The 16,407-nt window shown below is 60.7% G+C and carries 15 protein-coding genes; 9 read left to right on the top strand and 6 right to left on the bottom strand.

The genetic code is table 11. The features are described 5' to 3' along the window. Positions 1 to 16 precede the first annotated feature (16 nt). From HFO99_RS29255 to HFO99_RS29240, 4 genes are read left to right on the top strand one after another with little or no spacing between them, the layout of a single operon-like run. Positions 17 to 961, top strand: coding sequence for a carbohydrate ABC transporter permease (locus tag HFO99_RS29255; RefSeq protein WP_222247056.1), 945 nt, complete (start codon positions 17 to 19; stop codon positions 959 to 961). A gap of 9 nt (positions 962 to 970) precedes the next feature. Then, complete coding sequence (locus HFO99_RS29250) at positions 971 to 1,810, top strand: carbohydrate ABC transporter permease (protein ID WP_017965151.1); 840 nt, start codon at positions 971 to 973, stop codon at positions 1,808 to 1,810. Next, positions 1,807 to 2,874 carry a Gfo/Idh/MocA family protein gene (locus HFO99_RS29245; RefSeq protein ID WP_222365157.1) on the top strand — a complete coding sequence of 356 codons (1,068 nt, stop codon included), beginning with the start codon at positions 1,807 to 1,809 and terminating at the stop codon, positions 2,872 to 2,874. Before HFO99_RS29250 ends, HFO99_RS29245 begins: the two co-directional genes overlap by 4 nt. A gap of 10 nt (positions 2,875 to 2,884) precedes the next feature. Then, entirely contained in the window at positions 2,885 to 3,886 is a 1,002-nt protein-coding gene (locus tag HFO99_RS29240; protein WP_222365155.1) for an ABC transporter ATP-binding protein, read from the top strand. Between the two features lie 74 nt (positions 3,887 to 3,960). Here HFO99_RS29240 and HFO99_RS29235 read toward each other — a convergent pair whose 3' ends face one another. The 6 genes from HFO99_RS29235 to HFO99_RS29210 all read right to left on the bottom strand — a co-directional run bounded on the left by HFO99_RS29235 (position 3,961) and on the right by HFO99_RS29210 (position 9,453). Continuing rightward, a complete protein-coding gene (locus tag HFO99_RS29235; protein ID WP_170254947.1) occupies positions 3,961 to 4,266 on the bottom strand; it encodes an NIPSNAP family protein in 306 nt (101 codons plus the stop codon). Positions 4,267 to 4,461: 195 nt separating this feature from the next. Continuing rightward, on the bottom strand, positions 4,462 to 5,523 hold the full coding sequence (locus HFO99_RS29230; RefSeq protein WP_017965148.1) for an ABC transporter ATP-binding protein: 1,062 nt from the start codon (positions 5,521 to 5,523) through the stop codon (positions 4,462 to 4,464). Between the two features lie 12 nt (positions 5,524 to 5,535). Then, entirely contained in the window at positions 5,536 to 6,324 is a 789-nt protein-coding gene (locus tag HFO99_RS29225; RefSeq protein ID WP_012758327.1) for an ABC transporter permease, read from the bottom strand. Next, positions 6,321 to 7,214, bottom strand: a complete 894-nt coding sequence (locus HFO99_RS29220; protein WP_222247064.1) for an ABC transporter permease — start codon at positions 7,212 to 7,214, stop codon at positions 6,321 to 6,323. Before HFO99_RS29220 ends, HFO99_RS29225 begins: the two co-directional genes overlap by 4 nt. 71 nt (positions 7,215 to 7,285) lie before the next feature. Further along, positions 7,286 to 8,389 carry an ABC transporter substrate-binding protein gene (locus HFO99_RS29215; protein WP_222365153.1) on the bottom strand — a complete coding sequence of 368 codons (1,104 nt, stop codon included), beginning with the start codon at positions 8,387 to 8,389 and terminating at the stop codon, positions 7,286 to 7,288. Between the two features lie 176 nt (positions 8,390 to 8,565). After that, positions 8,566 to 9,453: a MurR/RpiR family transcriptional regulator gene (locus HFO99_RS29210; protein ID WP_222365151.1), complete on the bottom strand. Its 888-nt coding sequence runs from the start codon at positions 9,451 to 9,453 to the stop codon at positions 8,566 to 8,568. A gap of 179 nt (positions 9,454 to 9,632) precedes the next feature. Between HFO99_RS29210 and HFO99_RS29205 the strand changes: the two genes are divergently transcribed. The 5 genes from HFO99_RS29205 (at position 9,633) to HFO99_RS29185 (ending at position 16,368) form a co-directional block, all read left to right on the top strand. Beyond that, the gene (locus HFO99_RS29205) at positions 9,633 to 10,403 is read left to right on the top strand and encodes an N-formylglutamate amidohydrolase (protein ID WP_222365211.1); all 771 of its coding nucleotides are present in this window, start codon (positions 9,633 to 9,635) and stop codon (positions 10,401 to 10,403) included. A gap of 119 nt (positions 10,404 to 10,522) precedes the next feature. Beyond that, the gene (locus tag HFO99_RS29200) at positions 10,523 to 12,112 is read left to right on the top strand and encodes an amino acid permease (protein WP_164578340.1); all 1,590 of its coding nucleotides are present in this window, start codon (positions 10,523 to 10,525) and stop codon (positions 12,110 to 12,112) included. A 149-nt stretch (positions 12,113 to 12,261) separates the two neighbouring features. Continuing rightward, positions 12,262 to 13,626 carry a glutamine synthetase family protein gene (locus HFO99_RS29195; protein WP_222247070.1) on the top strand — a complete coding sequence of 455 codons (1,365 nt, stop codon included), beginning with the start codon at positions 12,262 to 12,264 and terminating at the stop codon, positions 13,624 to 13,626. A 208-nt stretch (positions 13,627 to 13,834) separates the two neighbouring features. After that, complete coding sequence (locus HFO99_RS29190; protein WP_222247071.1) at positions 13,835 to 15,220, top strand: aldehyde dehydrogenase family protein; 1,386 nt, start codon at positions 13,835 to 13,837, stop codon at positions 15,218 to 15,220. Beyond that, positions 15,217 to 16,368, top strand: a complete 1,152-nt coding sequence (locus HFO99_RS29185; protein WP_222365149.1) for an iron-containing alcohol dehydrogenase — start codon at positions 15,217 to 15,219, stop codon at positions 16,366 to 16,368. Before HFO99_RS29190 ends, HFO99_RS29185 begins: the two co-directional genes overlap by 4 nt. Positions 16,369 to 16,407 lie beyond the last annotated feature (39 nt).

Raw genomic sequence — 16,407 nt, 5'->3', positions numbered from 1 at the left:
AGAAGAGGCAAAAGCCATGAGCGAAACCGACACGGTCGATATCGTCCCGATCAGGCGCCCAGTGCGCTGGCACATCTTCGTCTTCATGCTGCCGGCCCTGATCGTCTATTCCGCTGTCATGGTGCTGCCGCTCATCGAAACGCTCAGGCTTTCGCTCTACAATACGGTCGATGGGCAGCCGGCCTTCGTCGGACTGGCGAATTTCAAGGTGCTGTTCGGCGATGCGCGCTGGGCGCGCGATTTCTGGAATGCGCTAGTCAACAACCTGATCTTCTTTGCCATCCACATGTGCGTGCAGAACCCGATCGGCGTGGCGCTTGCCGCCCTACTTTCGGTGCCGAAGCTGCGCGGCGTTGCCTTCTACCGCACGGCGATGTTCCTGCCGACGCTACTCTCCTTCGTCATCGTCGGCTTCATCTGGAAGCTCATCCTTTCGCCGATCTGGGGTGTCGCTCCCTGGCTGATGAGCCTGGTCGGCATGAAGTGGGCCTTCGCCCCCTGGCTCGGGCAATCCGGTCCTGCGCTGATCGCCGTGTCGCTGATCTCGAACTGGCAATATATCGGCATTCCGATGATGCTGATCTATGCCGCATTGCTCAGCATCCCCGAAGAGGTGATCGAGGCGGCCGAATGCGACGGCATCACCGGTTGGGCCCAGTTCTGGAAAATCAAGCTGCCGCTCATCCTGCCGGCGATCGGCATCATCTCGATCCTGACCTTCGTCGGCAATTTCAACGCCTTCGACCTGATCTATACCGTGCAGGGCGCGCTTGCCGGGCCTGACATGTCGACCGATATTCTCGGCACGCTGCTTTACCGCACCTTCTTCGGCTTCCAGCTTCAGCTCGGCGACCGCTCGATGGGTGCGACGATCGCCACGGTGATGTTCCTCATCATTCTCGCCGGCGTCTCGCTTTATCTCTTCGTCATCCAGCGGCGCATGCGTCGCTACCAGTTCTGAGGAGCGCGCATGTCCAAGGCACGCACATCTCCCATCCGCACCGGCCTCGTGCATCTGGCGCTCAGCGCCTATACGCTGGTCGCGCTGTTTCCTGTCTTCCTGACGATCGTCAACTCGTTCAAGGATCGTGCCTCGATCTTCCGCGAGCCGCTGATGATCCCGACGCCGTCGACCTTCAGCCTCGTCGGCTATCAGACGGTGCTCGGGCAGGGCGATTTCGCCATCTATTTCCAGAACAGCTTCATCGTCACGATCGTCTCGATCCTGCTGGTGCTGCTCTTCGGCGCCATGGCGGCCTTTGCGCTCTCTGAGTATCGCTTCCGCGGCAATATGCTGCTCGGGCTCTACATGGCGATCGGCATCATGATCCCGATCCGTCTCGGCACGGTGGCGATCCTGCAGGGCATGGTGGCGGCCGGCCTCGTCAATACGCTGACGGCGCTGATCCTCGTCTATACCGCGCAGGGCATACCGCTGGCGATCTTCATCCTGTCGGAATTCATGCGCACGGTTTCGGACGACCTGAAGAATGCCGGGCGTATCGACGGGCTTTCCGAATATGCGATCTTCTTCCGCCTGGTGCTGCCGCTGGTGCGCCCGGCCATGGCGACGGTCGCCGTCTTCACCATGATCCCGATCTGGAACGATCTCTGGTTCCCGCTGATCCTCGCACCCTCCGAGGCCACCAAGACGGTGACGCTCGGCTCGCAGATCTTCATCGGCCAGTTCGTCACCAACTGGAACGCGGTGCTGGCGGCGCTGTCGCTGGCGATCCTGCCGATCCTCGTCCTCTACGTCATCTTCTCGCGGCAGTTGATCCGCGGCATCACGTCAGGAGCCGTCAAGTGAGCCAATCCGAAAAGCCGATCCGTGTCCTCGTTGCCGGCCTCGGCAACATGGGCCGCAGCCACGCGCTCGCCTATCACAACAATCCGGGCTTTGAGATCGTCGGTCTCGTCAACCGTTCCAAGCCGTCGCAGCTTGCGCCGGAACTCGAGCAATACACGATCCATCCCGATTTCATGACGGCGCTCGCCGCGCTGAAGCCGGACCTCTGCTCGATCAACACCTATTCCGACAGCCACGCCGATTATGCGGTCGCCGCCTTCGAGGCGGGCTGTGATGTCTTCGTGGAAAAGCCGCTGGCGACCACGGTCGTCGACGCCGAGCGCGTCGTCGCCGCAGCGGGGAAGGCCGGGCGCAAGCTGGTGATCGGCTATATCCTTCGCCATCACCCTTCCTGGATGAAGCTGATCGAGGAGGCGCGCAAGCTCGGCCCGCCTTACGTCTTCCGCATGAACCTCAACCAGCAGTCCAGCGGCCCAACCTGGGCGACGCACAAGTCGCTGATGCGTACCACCTCGCCGATCGTCGATTGCGGCGTGCATTATGTCGACGTCATGTGCCAGATCACCGACGCCAGAGCCGTCGAGGTGCGCGGCATGGGGCTGCGCATGTCGGAAGAGATCGCTGCCGACATGTATAATTACGGTCACCTGCAGGTGCTGTTCGAGGATGGTTCCGTCGGCTGGTACGAGGCCGGCTGGGGGCCGATGATCTCGGAAACCGCCTTCTTCGTGAAGGATGTGATGTCGCCGAAAGGCGCGGTGTCGATCGTCATGGATCCGAACGCTAAGTCCGACGATATCGACACGCACACCAAGACCTCGGTGATCCGGCTGCACACGGCCGAGACCGGCCCGGACGGCAAGTTCATTCGACCCGACCAGGACATGACGATGGAAGGCGAACCCGGCCATCAGGCGCTCTGTGATCTCGAACAGGCCTTCATACTGAGGGCGATCCGCGAGGATCTGGACCTCGACCGCCATATGGCGGATGCGGTGGCGTCGCTGCGCATCTGCCTTGCCGCCGACGAGAGCGTGCGTACCGGCCAGCCGGTCAGAATATAAGGAAAGACCTGTGGGATCGCTTCAACTCAAATCCATCCGCAAGACCTATGGCACGCATGAGGTGCTGAAAGGCATCGACCTCGAGGTCAAGGACGGCGAATTCGTCATCTTCGTCGGGCCCTCCGGCTGCGGGAAATCGACGCTGTTGCGCAGCATTGCAGGCCTCGAAGACGTCACTTCGGGCGCCGTCGTCATCAATGGCCGCGATGAGACGCTGACGCCACCGGCCAAGCGCGGCATCGCCATGGTGTTTCAGTCCTACGCGCTCTATCCGCATCTGACGGTCAAGGACAATATGGGGCTCGGGCTCAAGCAGGCCGGTACCGCCAAGGACGAGATCGACAAGCGTGTCGGCAAGGCATCCGGGATGCTTTCGCTGCAACCCTATCTGGCGCGCCGGCCGGCCGAGCTTTCCGGTGGCCAGCGCCAGCGCGTCGCCATCGGCCGCGCCATCGTGCGCGAACCGGAACTCTTTCTTTTCGACGAGCCGTTGTCGAATCTCGATGCGGCGCTGCGCGTCCAGACCCGCCTCGAAATCGCCCGGCTGCACCGCAGCTTGAAGGCGACGATGATCTATGTCACCCACGACCAGGTCGAGGCAATGACGCTTGCCGACAAGATCGTCGTCTTGAATGCCGGGGCAATCGAGCAGATCGGTTCGCCGATGGAACTCTACAAACGACCCGCCAATGTTTTCGTCGCCGGCTTCATCGGCTCGCCGCAGATGAATTTCATCGCGGCCGAGAAGGTTAGCGATCACAGTGCCAAGACGATCGGCGTGCGTCCCGAACATATGACGCTGTCGCGCGAGCAGGGGACTTGGGCTGCGAAGGTCGTGCATGTCGAGCATCTCGGCGCCGACACGATCATCTATCTGGAATCTGATCAATGCGGCCTGTTGACGGCGCGTCTTTTCGGCGAGCACCAGTATGAGCCGGACGAGATCGTCTATGCGACCCCGGACCAGGCGCATGTCCACCGCTTCGATGTAGACGACCAAGCGATCCGCTAAGCGCATGACAGAACGAAAAAGCCCCGCCAGCCAGCCTGGAGGGGCTTTTTCGTTTCCCGCCGCCCGCGGTTCGATCAGCCGAGCACGGGCCGCATGAAGCTGCGTTCATAGCTGACGATGCTGCGGTTGCGTTTGTCGAGTTCGAAAGCGGCCTGACATTCCGGATCGTTTGCCATGCGTGTGCGATAGTCCTCGTAGGCGGCAAGGCTCGGGAAGGAAAACAATGCAACGGCAATATTGTTGGCGCCTTCGGACGGCAAGAAATAGCCGTGATGGGTGCCGCCCATCCTGTTGACGATCGGAATCCAGAGCCGGGCATATTCCTCGAATTCGGCAAGCTTGTAGGGGTCGATCATATAACGCAGGTGGCAGGTAATCATTGACATATCCCATCGCGTAAAATGCCGGACAGAGGGCTACCGGGCTCATTTGGTTTGCTCAACTTCTGGCACTGACCTTGGAGAGTTCAAGCGCTTTGCGGTGATGGCTGCATCACGATTGCTGACAGGTCGGCCGGCCTGAAATGAAAAAGGCGCCGTATTGCGGCGCCTTTTGTCTGAGCGGCATTGGCGAACTCAGTCGCGGATGATGAGCAGGTCGGCTGCCATGAAACGAAGCGTTACCGTTTCGCCGGCCTGCGGAGGGGTAGTGCCCGGGCTGTTGAACATGTCGAAGGAGATGACGTTGCCGCCGACATTCATGCGGGTGCGGATGACCGACCCCAAGAAGTGGGCCGAAACGACCTGGCCGGTCAGCGCCGTGTCGCTCTTGACGCTGTCGGAGAGCGAGCCCGCTTCCGGGCGTAGCGCCAGCGAGATGGTTTCTCCGGCCTTGTGGGCGGCGACCGACTGCTTCAGCGTTATACCCTGATCGCCGATCTGGATGCGGTTGGTATCGGGATCGACGACCTTGGCCTCGATGAGGTTCAGCGTGCCGACGAAGGAGGCGACGAAGCGCGTTGCCGGCGTATTGTAGATCTCGAAAGGCGAACCAATCTGGTCGGCCTTGCCGGCATTCATGACGACGATGCGGTCGGAGATCGAAAGGGCTTCTTCCTGATCATGGGTGACGAAGACCGTGGTGATGCCGAGCTGCTGCTGGATCTGACGGATTTCCTCGCGCAGCGACACGCGAATCTTGGCGTCGAGTGCGGAGAGCGGCTCGTCGAGCAGCAGCACTTGCGGCTTGACGGCGAGCGCACGGGCAAGGGCGACCCGCTGTTGCTGGCCGCCCGACAATTGATAGGGGAAGCGGTCGGCCAGGTGATCGAGCTTGATCAGGCCGAGCATTTCCTTGACGCGGGCGTCGATCTCAGGTTTTGGGGCGCCGGCGACCTTGAGCCCGAAGGCGACATTGTCGTGTACCGTCATGTTGGGGAACAGCGCGTAGGCCTGGAACACCATGCCGATATTGCGCTGGTTCGGCTTCAGCGCGCTTTGGTCCTTGCCGTTGATGGTCAGCGTGCCGCCGGTTGGCGTTTCGAAGCCGGCGATCATGCGCAGAACGGTCGTCTTGCCGCAGCCCGACGGTCCGAGGAAGGAGACGAACTCACCCTTCTCGATCGTCATGTTGAAGTTCTTGACGACCTGAACCGGGCCGAAGGATTTCTGAATGTTGGTCAGCGTGAGAAAAGACATGAGCCAGATACCTTAAGCCTTTGCCGGGCGGGCTTTGCCGACGCGGGAAACGATGTTGAGCAGGCCCATGCTGAGCCAGGTGATCGAGAAGGCGATGACGGCAAGCGCCGAAGGCTCATAGGCCTTGTTGGCGCCGACGAGCTGCAGGTAGGGACCGAAGGCCGGACGGTTCAGAAGTGCGGCAAAGGTGAATTCGCCCATGACGATCGCGAGCGTGATGAAAGCGCCTGAGAGCACGCCGCTCATGACGTTCGGGAAAATGCATTTGAACATGATGGTCGTCCATCGGGCGCCGAGGCTTTCGGCCGCTTCCGTCAGCGTGCGGACGTCAATGGCGCGCATGGCGGTATCGACGGCGCGGTACATATAGGGCAGGGACAGGGTGATATAGGAGAAGACCAGCAGGATGTTGGTGCCGGTCGTCGAACCCGTCAGCGGCAGGTAGGACGACGAATTATACATCCTGAGGTATCCGAAGACGATGACGATCGCCGGAATGACAAGCGGCAGCAGGGTGATGAATTCGACGACCGGACGCATCTGCGGCAGCCGCAGCCGCACCCAATAGGCCGTCGGCACGACGAGCAGCATGCCGAAGACGATGGTGAGCAACGCCATCAGCATGGAATAGCCGAAGGTCTCGCGGAACTGAATGTCGGAGAATACCGACTCGTAGGCATCGAGGCTGTATTCGCCGCGACGCATGCGCAATGAAAACTCGATTGTGCCGATCAACGGGATGACGAAATAGGATGCACCTAGAATGACGGCGATCCAGGCTCCGAGACGCTGAGCTTTCATTTCTGCCACCGTTCTGCGCGCATGCGCAGCATCAGGTAAAGGACGTTGGAGACGCCGGTGATGACGATCATGCCGAGCGCGATGGCGTAACCGAGATTGGCATTGTGCAGAACGTCGCCGCGGATCTGCGCATAGAGCAGGATCGGCACGATGTTCAGCGAGCTGCCGGTCAGCGCGAAAGCGGTGGCAATGGCGCCGAAAGCGTTGGCGAAGAGCAGCAGCGTCGTGCCGAGCAGGCTCGGCCAGAGGATCGGCAGCGCGACCATCGTCCAGTACTGGCGGTTGCTGGCGCCGAGGATCTGCGAGGCTTCGCGCCATTCCTTCTTCATGCCGTCGAGGGCCGGCGTCAGGATCAGCACCATCAGCGGGATCTGGAAATACATGTAAGTGATGGTGAGGCCGAAGAAGGACAGCAGATTAAAGCCGGTGCCGTAGAGATTGAAGCCGAACCATTCGCGCAGGAAAATCGTCACAAGCCCGGTGCGGCCGAGCGTTGCGAGAAAGGCGAAGGCGAGCGGCACGCCGGCAAAATTCGAGGCGACGCCGGAGAAGGTCAGCAGCGTCGAGCGGACGGAGGCGGGCAGGCCGCCGAGCACGACGGCCCAGGCGAGGAAGAAGCCGATCAGCGCACCGCCCAGAGCCGACGCCACCGACACACGGATACTGATCGAGTAGGCGCTCATGATGGATGGGGTAAAGAGATCACCGATATTCTTCAGCGTCAAATCGCCCTCGGGCGTCAGGAATGCGCCCGCCACAAGATAAAGCGTGGGGATGATCAGGAACAGCAGGGAGAAAATGATGAAGGGTGCAATGCCCAGCCAGTCGATCACGCGATCTCTGTTGATCAAGGGGGCACTGCGCACCATAGGCGTTGAAACGGTGCTCATGGAAAAGCTCATCCTGGGGCGTCGGAGTGAGAAAACCTCCCCGCCTTGCGGCGGGGAGGCAGGATCAGAGGTTACTTGACGGCGGCGCCGACGACGGAATCCCAATTCTTGGTGATGGCTTCCTTGCCGGCAGACTGTTGTTCGAGCGTCGGGAAGACAGCCTTTTCATAGGATGCAGCCGGCGGCAGCTTGTCGAGCAGTTCTTTCGGGATCTTGTTGTTCTTGGCAAGATCGTTGAAGCGGATCGGGTGGCAATAGCCCTTCAGCCAGCCGAGCTGACCTTCGTCGGAATAGAGATATTCCATCCAGAGCTTTGCAGCGTTCGGGTGCGGAGCGAAGGCGGAGATAGCCTGGACGTAGACGCCGGCAACGACGCCTGTCTTCGGAACGACGACCTCGAAGGGAGGATTGCCCTTCAGGCTTTCGCCCCAGGAGAGGGCGTTGTAATCCCAGGCAACGATGATCGGCGTGGAGCCCTGGGCGAACGGAGCCGCCTTGCCGACGACCGGCACGAAATTGCCGCTCTTGTTCAATTCGGCGAAGAACTTCAGGCCTTCTTCGCCTGCCTTGGCCGCGTCACCGCCGGATGCGGAAAGACCAGCGGCATAAACACCCTGGACAGCCTGGTTGGCGGCGCGCGGATCGCCCGCCAGGGCGACGCTGTTTGCGTAGTCGCTCTTTTTCAGATCGGCCCAATCGGCCGGCGATTCCTTGACGAGATCCTTGTTCACGAGGAACGAGAGAACGCCGTAATAATCGCCGTACCAGTAGCCTTCGGCATCCTTGGCGGTATCCGGGATGGAGTCCCAGGTGGAGACCTTGTAAGGCTGGATCAGGCCGTCTTTCTTGGCAGACGGGCCGAAAGAGAGGCCGACATCGATGACGTCAGGAGCCTGCGGGCCGGTGTTGCCCTTGTTGGCCTTGATGGCTTCGACTTCGTCGCCCGAACCGGCATCCGGGTTGAGCTCGTTGACCTCGAGGCCATACTTGGCCTTGAAGCCGGCGATGACTTCGCCGTAGCCGCACCAGTCGTGCGGAAGAGCGATCGTCGTCAGGGTGCCTTCCTTCTTGGCGGCGGCGATAAGTTCGGCGCTCGGCTCGGCGGCGGCAATCGCGGTCGAAGCCACGATCATCGCAGTAGAAAGCGACAGAAGTCGAGAAATGTTAGAGATCACTGTTGTTCTCCTTCGGGTTTTCAGTGTCTGGCGATGCTGTTAATGAGATTACATGAAGCTTGTGTGACAGTAGGATGACGTTAATTCTGCTGTGAATAGCGGAGGCTGTAGCAAATATTTTATTTGCGACAACGCCGTCTGCCTTCGCCAAAATCCGTCATTGTTTTTCTTCTGTTTTAGTCTTGTCCTCCTAACCCCGGTTTGCGGAAAAGCCTGGTCTGCTCGAACAGGCCCTCCAGTGTCTTCATGCGTTCCTTCGTCTCGTCCCAGGTCGAATTCTGAACGGCCTCGATCAGCGCTTCGACGATGAAAAGGGTAACGACGGAGGAATCCCAGGCCGACGGCGCCTCGATCCGGACGCGGAAGGCATGCCTGGCGAGCTTGGCGGCCGGCGAGCCCCACTGGTCGGTGAAGACGACGATTTCGGCGCCGCGTGTGCGGGCGGCGGTGGCGAGGCTCACCATCTCCTGCTCGTAGCGGCGGATGTCGAAGATAATCAGGATGTCGCCGGCATTCATGTTCAGGGCATATTGCGGCCAGCTGCTAGAATTCGACGACAGCAGCGTCGTTGCCGGCCGGATGACCTGCATATGGGTGAAGAAATATTCGGCGAGCGCGCCGGTGATGCGGCCGCCGACGAAATAAAGGCCGCGTTTTCGGTCGGAAAGCAATGCGGCGACACTGTCGAAAGTCGCGGTGTCGAGATCGGTCAGCGTCTGGCGCAGATTGCCCATGATGGCATCGGCGAAACGGTTGAGAATATGGGTGCCCGGCGCATTTTGCGCCCAGCGGTCGTGCTTGGCGATGGGGTTCGAGATCGTCGCCTCGACTTCCTGATGCAGATGCGCCTGAAAGTCCGGATAGCCCTTGAAGCCGAGTTTCTGCACCATGCGCACGACGGTCGGCGTCGAGACGCCGGCGTTCTCGGCGATCGTGGTGATGCTGCCGAGGCCGGAGACCGGATAATTGTCAAGCAGGCTTTCGGCCAGCTGCTTCTCGGCACGCGTCAACACCCCCAAATGCGAGTGTATGACGTCCGAAACCGTCTTCGACGCAACTGTCACGTAACTATGCTCCCCGGGATGGTCTGGCGCCACTTCCCCACTCAAAGTTAACAACGCTGTCATAATCCATGTCAACTACTGTCATGAAAAGAAATTTTCAGTGCATGCTTGACACTGGCCGAAACCTGAAGAATTCTTTTCTTCATCAAGAATTTGTTAAGGGATAAGGAGTGGCGCCTTTGGTGCTGGCCCGGCCGAAAATCCTCAGTGAAGCGGACGGTGACTGCGTCGGGATCGAACGCATCCACGGCCGGAGCCCAGTGCTTCTGGTTTGCGAACACGCTTCGAATGCGCTTCCAGCCCTTTTCGGCGATCTCGGCCTGCCCAGCGAAGCGCTCTCCAGTCACATCGCCTGGGATCCGGGCGCGCTTGCGGTCGCCCGCAATATATCGCAAGCGCTCGACGCGACGCTCGTTTACCAGCGGTTCTCGCGGCTTATCTACGACTGCAACCGACCGCCCAGTTCACCCGGCGCCATGCCGGAGACCAGCGAGATCTACGCCATTCCCGGCAACAAAGATTTGAGCCGTGAAGAACGGCTTGCGCGCACCGACGCGCTTTACGTGCCTTTCCATGATGCCATTCGCGGGCTGATCCGCGATCGCCGGGCGAGGGGGCAAGACAGCATCATCGTGACGATGCACAGCTTCACACCGATCTATCATGGCCGCGAACGCGCCGTGGAACTCGGCATATTGCACGATGAGGACAGCCGGCTTGCCGACCTTATGCTGGAGGCAGCGACCGAGGCGCCGCTTTACAGGACGGAGCGCAACGAGCCTTACGGGCCTGAGGACGGCGTGACCCACACGCTGATCCTGCACGGGCTTTCGAACGGCCTGCGCAATGTTATGATCGAGGTCCGCAACGACCTCATCGCAGACGATACCGGCCAAGGGGTCATGGCCGACTATCTGACAGGACTTCTCCAGCAAAGCCTGGAAGCCTGACATAAAAAGAAGACCCGAGGGAGCAGTTTAACTGCGGACGTCCGCATGGCGCAAATGCCGCGGAAAATTGGCACTGAACCGGCCGCAATTCCGCGGCCGATCGTGAACAGGGGAAAGTCATGTCGGACTATACCGATCAGGATAAGAAGCAGGACGTCCATGTTCTGCATTCAATGGGTTACGCCCAGGAACTCGAGCGACGAATGAGTTCGTTCTCGAATTTCGCGATTTCGTTTTCTATCATCTGCATCCTTTCAGGTGGTATCAATTCGCTCGCGCAGGCGACATCGGGCGTCGGCGGCGCGGCCATCGGCATCGGTTGGCCGGTCGGCTGCATCATCTCGTTGTTCTTCGCCCTCGGCATGGCGCAGATCTCTTCGGCCTATCCGACGGCCGGTGGGCTCTACCACTGGAGCTCCATTCTCGGCACCCGCTTCACGGGCTGGCTGACGGCCTGGTTGAACCTGCTCGGCCTCATCACCGTTCTCGGCGCCATCAACATCGGCACGGCCCTGTTCCTCGGCGGTACGTTCGGCGCCCAGCTCGGTATCGCCGATGCCAGCGGCGTCGTCTCGCCCGGCATGCAGGTTGTCCTAGTCGTGCTCTTCACGATCCTCCAGGCGGCGATCAACCATTTCGGCATCGGCCTGACGGCAAAGCTCACCGATTTCTCCGGTACGCTGATCCTCGTGACCGCGGCCGTTTTGACGATCGCATGCTTCTACTTCGCTCCGACGCATGATTTCTCGCGTCTGTGGACGTTCACCAATTATTCCGGCGAGGCCGGCGGCTCGGTTTGGCCACAGTCGGACAGCATGTGGTATATTTTCGGCCTTGGCCTGCTTCTGCCGATCTATACGATCACTGGTTACGACGCTTCCGCTCACACGTCGGAAGAGACCAAGAAGGCGGCTCTTTCCGTGCCGCGCTCGATGGTATCAGCCGTCATCTGGTCGTCACTTGCGGGTTGGGTAATGCTCTCGGCTTTCGTCATCGCCATTCCCGATATGGCCGAAGGCGCAAAACAGGGCTGGAGCGTGTTCTTCATGACCGTCAACGCCATCATGCCGGCGTGGCTGGTGACGCTTCTCTATGTCGCTATCTTCATCTCGCAGTTCCTCTGCGGCCTTGCGACGGTCACCTCCTGCTCGCGAATGATCTTCGCCTTCTCCCGTGACGGCGGCATTCCTGTCGGTTCGAAGACGCTTGCGAGCGTCAGCCCGAAGTTCCGCACACCGGTTGCGGCGATCTGGACGGGCGCGGCTCTCGAAAGCCTGTTCGTCTGGGGCGCGTTGTTCATCTCGGTCGGCGAGGCGAGCCTCTATGTCACCGTGGTCAACGCGACGCTGATCTTCCTCTTCCTGTCCTTCCTCTTCCCGATCGTGCTCGGCATCTTCGCCTATGGCACCAAGAAGTGGCCGGCACCGGGACCGTGGAACCTCGGCAGCGGCGTCTACAAGGCGGTCGGCGTTCTCGCAACCCTTGGCATGATCCTGATCATCTACATCGCGATCCAGCCGCCGAACGACAAGGTCCTCGGCGTAACCCTCGGCCTCATCGTGCTGGCGATCGTCATCTGGTTCGCGGTTGAGAACCGACGCTTCCAGGGTCCGCCGATCGGCGACATGATCGCCAAGCGAAAGGGCGAGATCGCCGCCGCGGAAGCGGCTGTCGGCGAAACCGGTGCTGTCGCCGTTCCCGGCGAATAATCGGGCGCATTGCGAACAAACGGGGCCGCATCCTGCGGCCCCATCAGCGGTCCAACGAAAAGGCATCCGGCCGGCCAATTCCGGCGATGGCATGCCGTTTCGTTGCCCCGATTTTCGATTTTCCCATTTCTCTTTCAGGCGGGTCAATAATGAGCAGCTACACGATAGACGATCTCAGGAAAGATGTTGCCGAAGGGCGCATCGACACGGTTCTGGCCTGCCAGGTGGATATGCAGGGCCGGCTGATGGGCAAGCGTTTCCAGGCGGAATATTTCGTCGAGAGCGCCTGGAAGGAAACGCACAGCTGCAACTACCTGATCGCCACCGACATGGAGATGGAGACCGTCTCCGGCTACAAGGCGACGAGTTGGGAGAAGGGCTACGGCGACTACACGATGAAGCCGGATCTTGCGACGCTGCGTCGTATTCCCTGGCTCGAAGGCACCGCGCTGGTGCTCTGCGATATGCTCGATCATCATACGCACGAGGAGGTCGCCCACTCGCCGCGCGCGATCCTGAAGAAGCAGGTGAAGCGGCTTGAGGATATGGGCATGAAGGCCTACATGGCCTCCGAGCTCGAATTCTTCCTGTTCGACCAGAGCTACGAAGCGGCGCAGGCTTCCGGCTACCGCAACCTCAAGCTCGTCAGCGCCTATAACGAGGACTACCACATCTTCCAGACCACCAAGGAGGAAGAGGTGATGCGGGCGATCCGCACCGGGCTGCAGGGCGCCGGCATCCCGGTGGAAAACTCCAAGGGTGAGGCTTCGGCCGGCCAGGAGGAGATCAATGTGCGCTACGCCGATGCGCTCGCCATGGCCGACCGGCATGCGATCATCAAGAATGGCTGCAAGGAGATCGCCTGGTCGAAGGGCAAAGCCATCACCTTCCTCGCCAAGTGGAATTACAACGCCGCCGGCAGTTCCTCGCATATCCACCAGTCGCTCTGGAGCCTGGAGGAAAAGCCGCTGTTCTTCGACCATACGGGCAAATACGGCATGTCGCCGCTGATGCACAATTACGTCGCCGGGCTTCTCGCCCATGCGAGCGAGATCACCTATTTCCTGGCGCCCTACATCAACTCCTACAAGCGGTTCATGGCGGGCACATTTGCGCCGACCAAGGCGATCTGGAGCAAGGACAACCGTACCGCTGGGTACCGGCTCTGCGGCGAGGAGACCAAGGGAATCCGTATCGAGTGCCGCGTCGGCGGTTCCGATCTCAATCCCTATCTCGCCTTCGCCGCGCTGCTTGCCGCCGGCATTGACGGGATCGAAAACAAGCTCGAACTCGAAGCCCCTTTCGTCGGCGACGCCTATGGCGGCAAGGGCGTTCGCGAAATCCCACGCACCCTGCGCGCGGCGGCGACCGAAATGACGGAATCAGCAATGCTGCGCAAAGCCTTCGGCGACGACGTGATCGATCATTACACCCGCGCCGCCGAATGGGAGCAGGAAGAATACGACCGCCGCATCACCGACTGGGAAGTGGCGCGCGGTTTCGAAAGAGCTTAATAGGCATTTGCGATTTGCTTGCCCCTCACCCTAACCCTCTCCCCGTAAAAACGGGGAGAGGGGACGTGCCCAACGCAGCGTCAATGTTAGGGAAAGCCGGTGCGGTATATCCCCTTCGCCCCGTCTACGGGGAGAAGGTGCCAGCAGGCGGATGAGGGGCTACGGCCTTCGCAAAGATTTTGAAGAATACGAGGACAGGAAACAGATCATGGCAATGATCCAATGCATTTCACCGGTTGACGGGTCGGTCTATGCCGAGCGCGCAGCCCTTTCCCTCGATGCCGCCAAGGACGTGGTGGCGCGCGCCCGCAAGGCGCAGAAAGCCTGGGCGAAACGGCCGCTCGAAGAGCGTGTGCAACTGGTGCTGAAGGGTGCCGCGCGACTGAACGAGATGTCCGACGTCGTCGTGCCGGAGCTTGCCTGGCAGATGGGCCGGCCGGTCAAATATGGCGGCGAATACAAAGGCTTCAACGAGCGCTCCAACTATGTCGCCTCGATTGCGGCGGATGCGCTGGCGCCTGTCGTCGTCGAGGAGAGCGAGCGTTTCGAGCGCCGCATCGAGCGCGAAGCGCATGGTGTGGTCTTCGTCGTCGCGCCGTGGAACTATCCCTATATGACGGCGATCAACACGATCGCGCCGGCGTTGATGGCCGGCAATACCGTGGTGCTGAAACATGCTTCGCAGACGCTGCTGGTCGGTGAGCGGCTGGTGCAGGCCTTCATCGAGGCCGGCGTTCCCGAGGATGTGTTCCAGAACGTCTTCCTCGATCATGAAACGACGTCTGCGCTGATTGCCGCCGGCAGCTTCAATTTCGTCAACTTCACCGGATCGGTCGAAGGCGGGCGGTCAATGGAGCGGGCGGCTGCCGGCACATTCACCGGCCTCGGCCTCGAGCTCGGAGGCAAGGATCCGGGTTATGTCATGGAGGACGCCGATCTCGAGGCGGCCGTCGATACGCTGATGGACGGCGCGACCTACAATTCCGGCCAATGCTGCTGCGGCATCGAGCGTATCTATGTGCATGAATCGCTCTACGATGCCTTCGTGGAGAAATCGGTCGCCTGGGTGTCGAACTACAAGCTCGGCAATCCGCTCGATCCCGATACGTCGCTCGGGCCGATGGCGCATAAGCGCTTCGCCAAGGTGGTGCGCGAGCAGATCGCCGATGCTGTTTCCAAGGGCGCCAAAACTCTTGTCGATCCCAAGCTTTTCCCTCAGGATGACGGCGGCGCCTATCTCGCCCCGCAGATCCTCGTCGATGTCGACCACTCCATGGCCTTCATGCGCGAAGAGACTTTCGGTCCGGCAGTCGGCATCATGAAGGTGAAGAGCGACGAGGAGGCACTCGCTTTGATGAACGACAGCCAGTACGGGCTGACGGCCTCGCTCTGGACCCAAGATGTCGAGCGGGCAGGGCGGCTTGGGCGCGAGATCGAAACCGGCACCGTTTTCATGAACCGTGCAGACTATCTCGACCCGGCGCTTTGCTGGACCGGCGTCAAGGAGACCGGCCGCGGCGGCTCGCTGTCGATCATCGGCTTCCACAATCTGACGCGTCCGAAATCCTTCCATCTGAAGAAAGTCACAGCATGAGCAGCAACATCACCGCAAACTGGAGCTATCCGACATCGGTTAAGCTAGGCCGGGGCCGCATCGCGGAACTGGCCGACGCCTGCAAGAGCCTCGGCATCAAGAAGCCGCTGCTCGTCACAGACCGCGGGCTTGCTTCGATGGCCATCACCAAGACTGCGCTCGATATTCTCGAAGATGCCGGTCTCGGCCGGGCGATCTTCGCCGATGTCGATCCGAACCCGAACGAGAAGAACCTCGAAGCCGGCGTCAGGGCTTTTAAGGACGGCGGCCATGACGGCGTCGTCGCCTTCGGCGGCGGCTCCGGCCTCGATCTCGGCAAGTGCGTCGCCTTCATGGCCGGCCAGACGCGGCCGGTCTGGGACTTCGAAGATATCGGCGACTGGTGGACGCGTGCGAGCTTTGAGGGCATCGCCCCGATCGTTGCGGTGCCAACAACGGCAGGCACCGGTTCGGAAGTCGGGCGCGCCAGCGTCATCACGAATTCCGAAACCCATGTGAAGAAGATCATTTTCCATCCGAAGTTCCTGCCTGGCGTCGTCATTTCCGATCCGGAACTGACGGTCGGCATGCCGAAGATCATCACGGCCGGCACGGGCATGGATGCCTTCGCCCATTGCCTGGAGGCCTATTCCTCGCCCTTCTATCACCCGATGTCGGCCGGCATCGCGCTCGAAGGCATGCGTCTCGTCAAGGAGTTCCTGCCGCGCGCCTATCGGGAAGGCACCGATCTGGAAGCCCGCGCCAACATGATGGCCGCCGCCGCCATGGGCGCGGTCGCCTTCCAGAAGGGGCTCGGCGCCATCCACGCGCTATCGCACCCGATCGGCGCCGTCTACAACACCCATCACGGCATGACCAATGCGGTGGTGATGCCGGCGGTGCTGCGCTTCAACCGCAAGGTGATCGAGGAGAAGATCGGCCGCGCCGCCGCCTATCTCGGCATCTCGGGCGGTTTCGACGGGTTCTACGACTACGTGCTGAAGCTCCGCTCGGAACTCGGCGTGCCGGAGACGCTGTCGGCGATGGGAATCGCTGCCGACCGCATCGACGAATTGTCGGCCATGGCGATCGAAGATCCGAGCGCCGGCGGCAACCCGGTTGCAATGACGCTCGAAAATACCAAGGCCCTTTTCAGGGATTGCTTCTGACAAGATAAGAGCGGACCAACAGACTGGCCTGGAAAACCT

Source organism: Rhizobium leguminosarum, from assembly GCF_019798305.1.
Taxonomy (GTDB): domain Bacteria; phylum Pseudomonadota; class Alphaproteobacteria; order Rhizobiales; family Rhizobiaceae; genus Rhizobium; species Rhizobium leguminosarum_U.
The sequence above is the reverse complement of the archived record's forward strand: the minus strand, read 5'-3'. Positions and strand labels throughout refer to the sequence as shown.

Coding starts and splice junctions, on each gene's coding strand:
- HFO99_RS29230 (WP_017965148.1), bottom strand. CDS start 5,523: ATGTCTTTTCTCACGCTGACCAACATTCAGAAATCCTTCGGCCCGGTT.
- HFO99_RS29195 (WP_222247070.1), top strand. CDS start 12,262: ATGAGCAGCTACACGATAGACGATCTCAGGAAAGATGTTGCCGAAGGG.
- HFO99_RS29200 (WP_164578340.1), top strand. CDS start 10,523: ATGTCGGACTATACCGATCAGGATAAGAAGCAGGACGTCCATGTTCTG.
- HFO99_RS29225 (WP_012758327.1), bottom strand. CDS start 6,324: ATGAAAGCTCAGCGTCTCGGAGCCTGGATCGCCGTCATTCTAGGTGCA.
- HFO99_RS29235 (WP_170254947.1), bottom strand. CDS start 4,266: ATGATTACCTGCCACCTGCGTTATATGATCGACCCCTACAAGCTTGCC.
- HFO99_RS29255 (WP_222247056.1), top strand. CDS start 17: ATGAGCGAAACCGACACGGTCGATATCGTCCCGATCAGGCGCCCAGTG.
- HFO99_RS29220 (WP_222247064.1), bottom strand. CDS start 7,214: ATGAGCACCGTTTCAACGCCTATGGTGCGCAGTGCCCCCTTGATCAAC.
- HFO99_RS29185 (WP_222365149.1), top strand. CDS start 15,217: ATGAGCAGCAACATCACCGCAAACTGGAGCTATCCGACATCGGTTAAG.
- HFO99_RS29190 (WP_222247071.1), top strand. CDS start 13,835: ATGGCAATGATCCAATGCATTTCACCGGTTGACGGGTCGGTCTATGCC.
- HFO99_RS29250 (WP_017965151.1), top strand. CDS start 971: ATGTCCAAGGCACGCACATCTCCCATCCGCACCGGCCTCGTGCATCTG.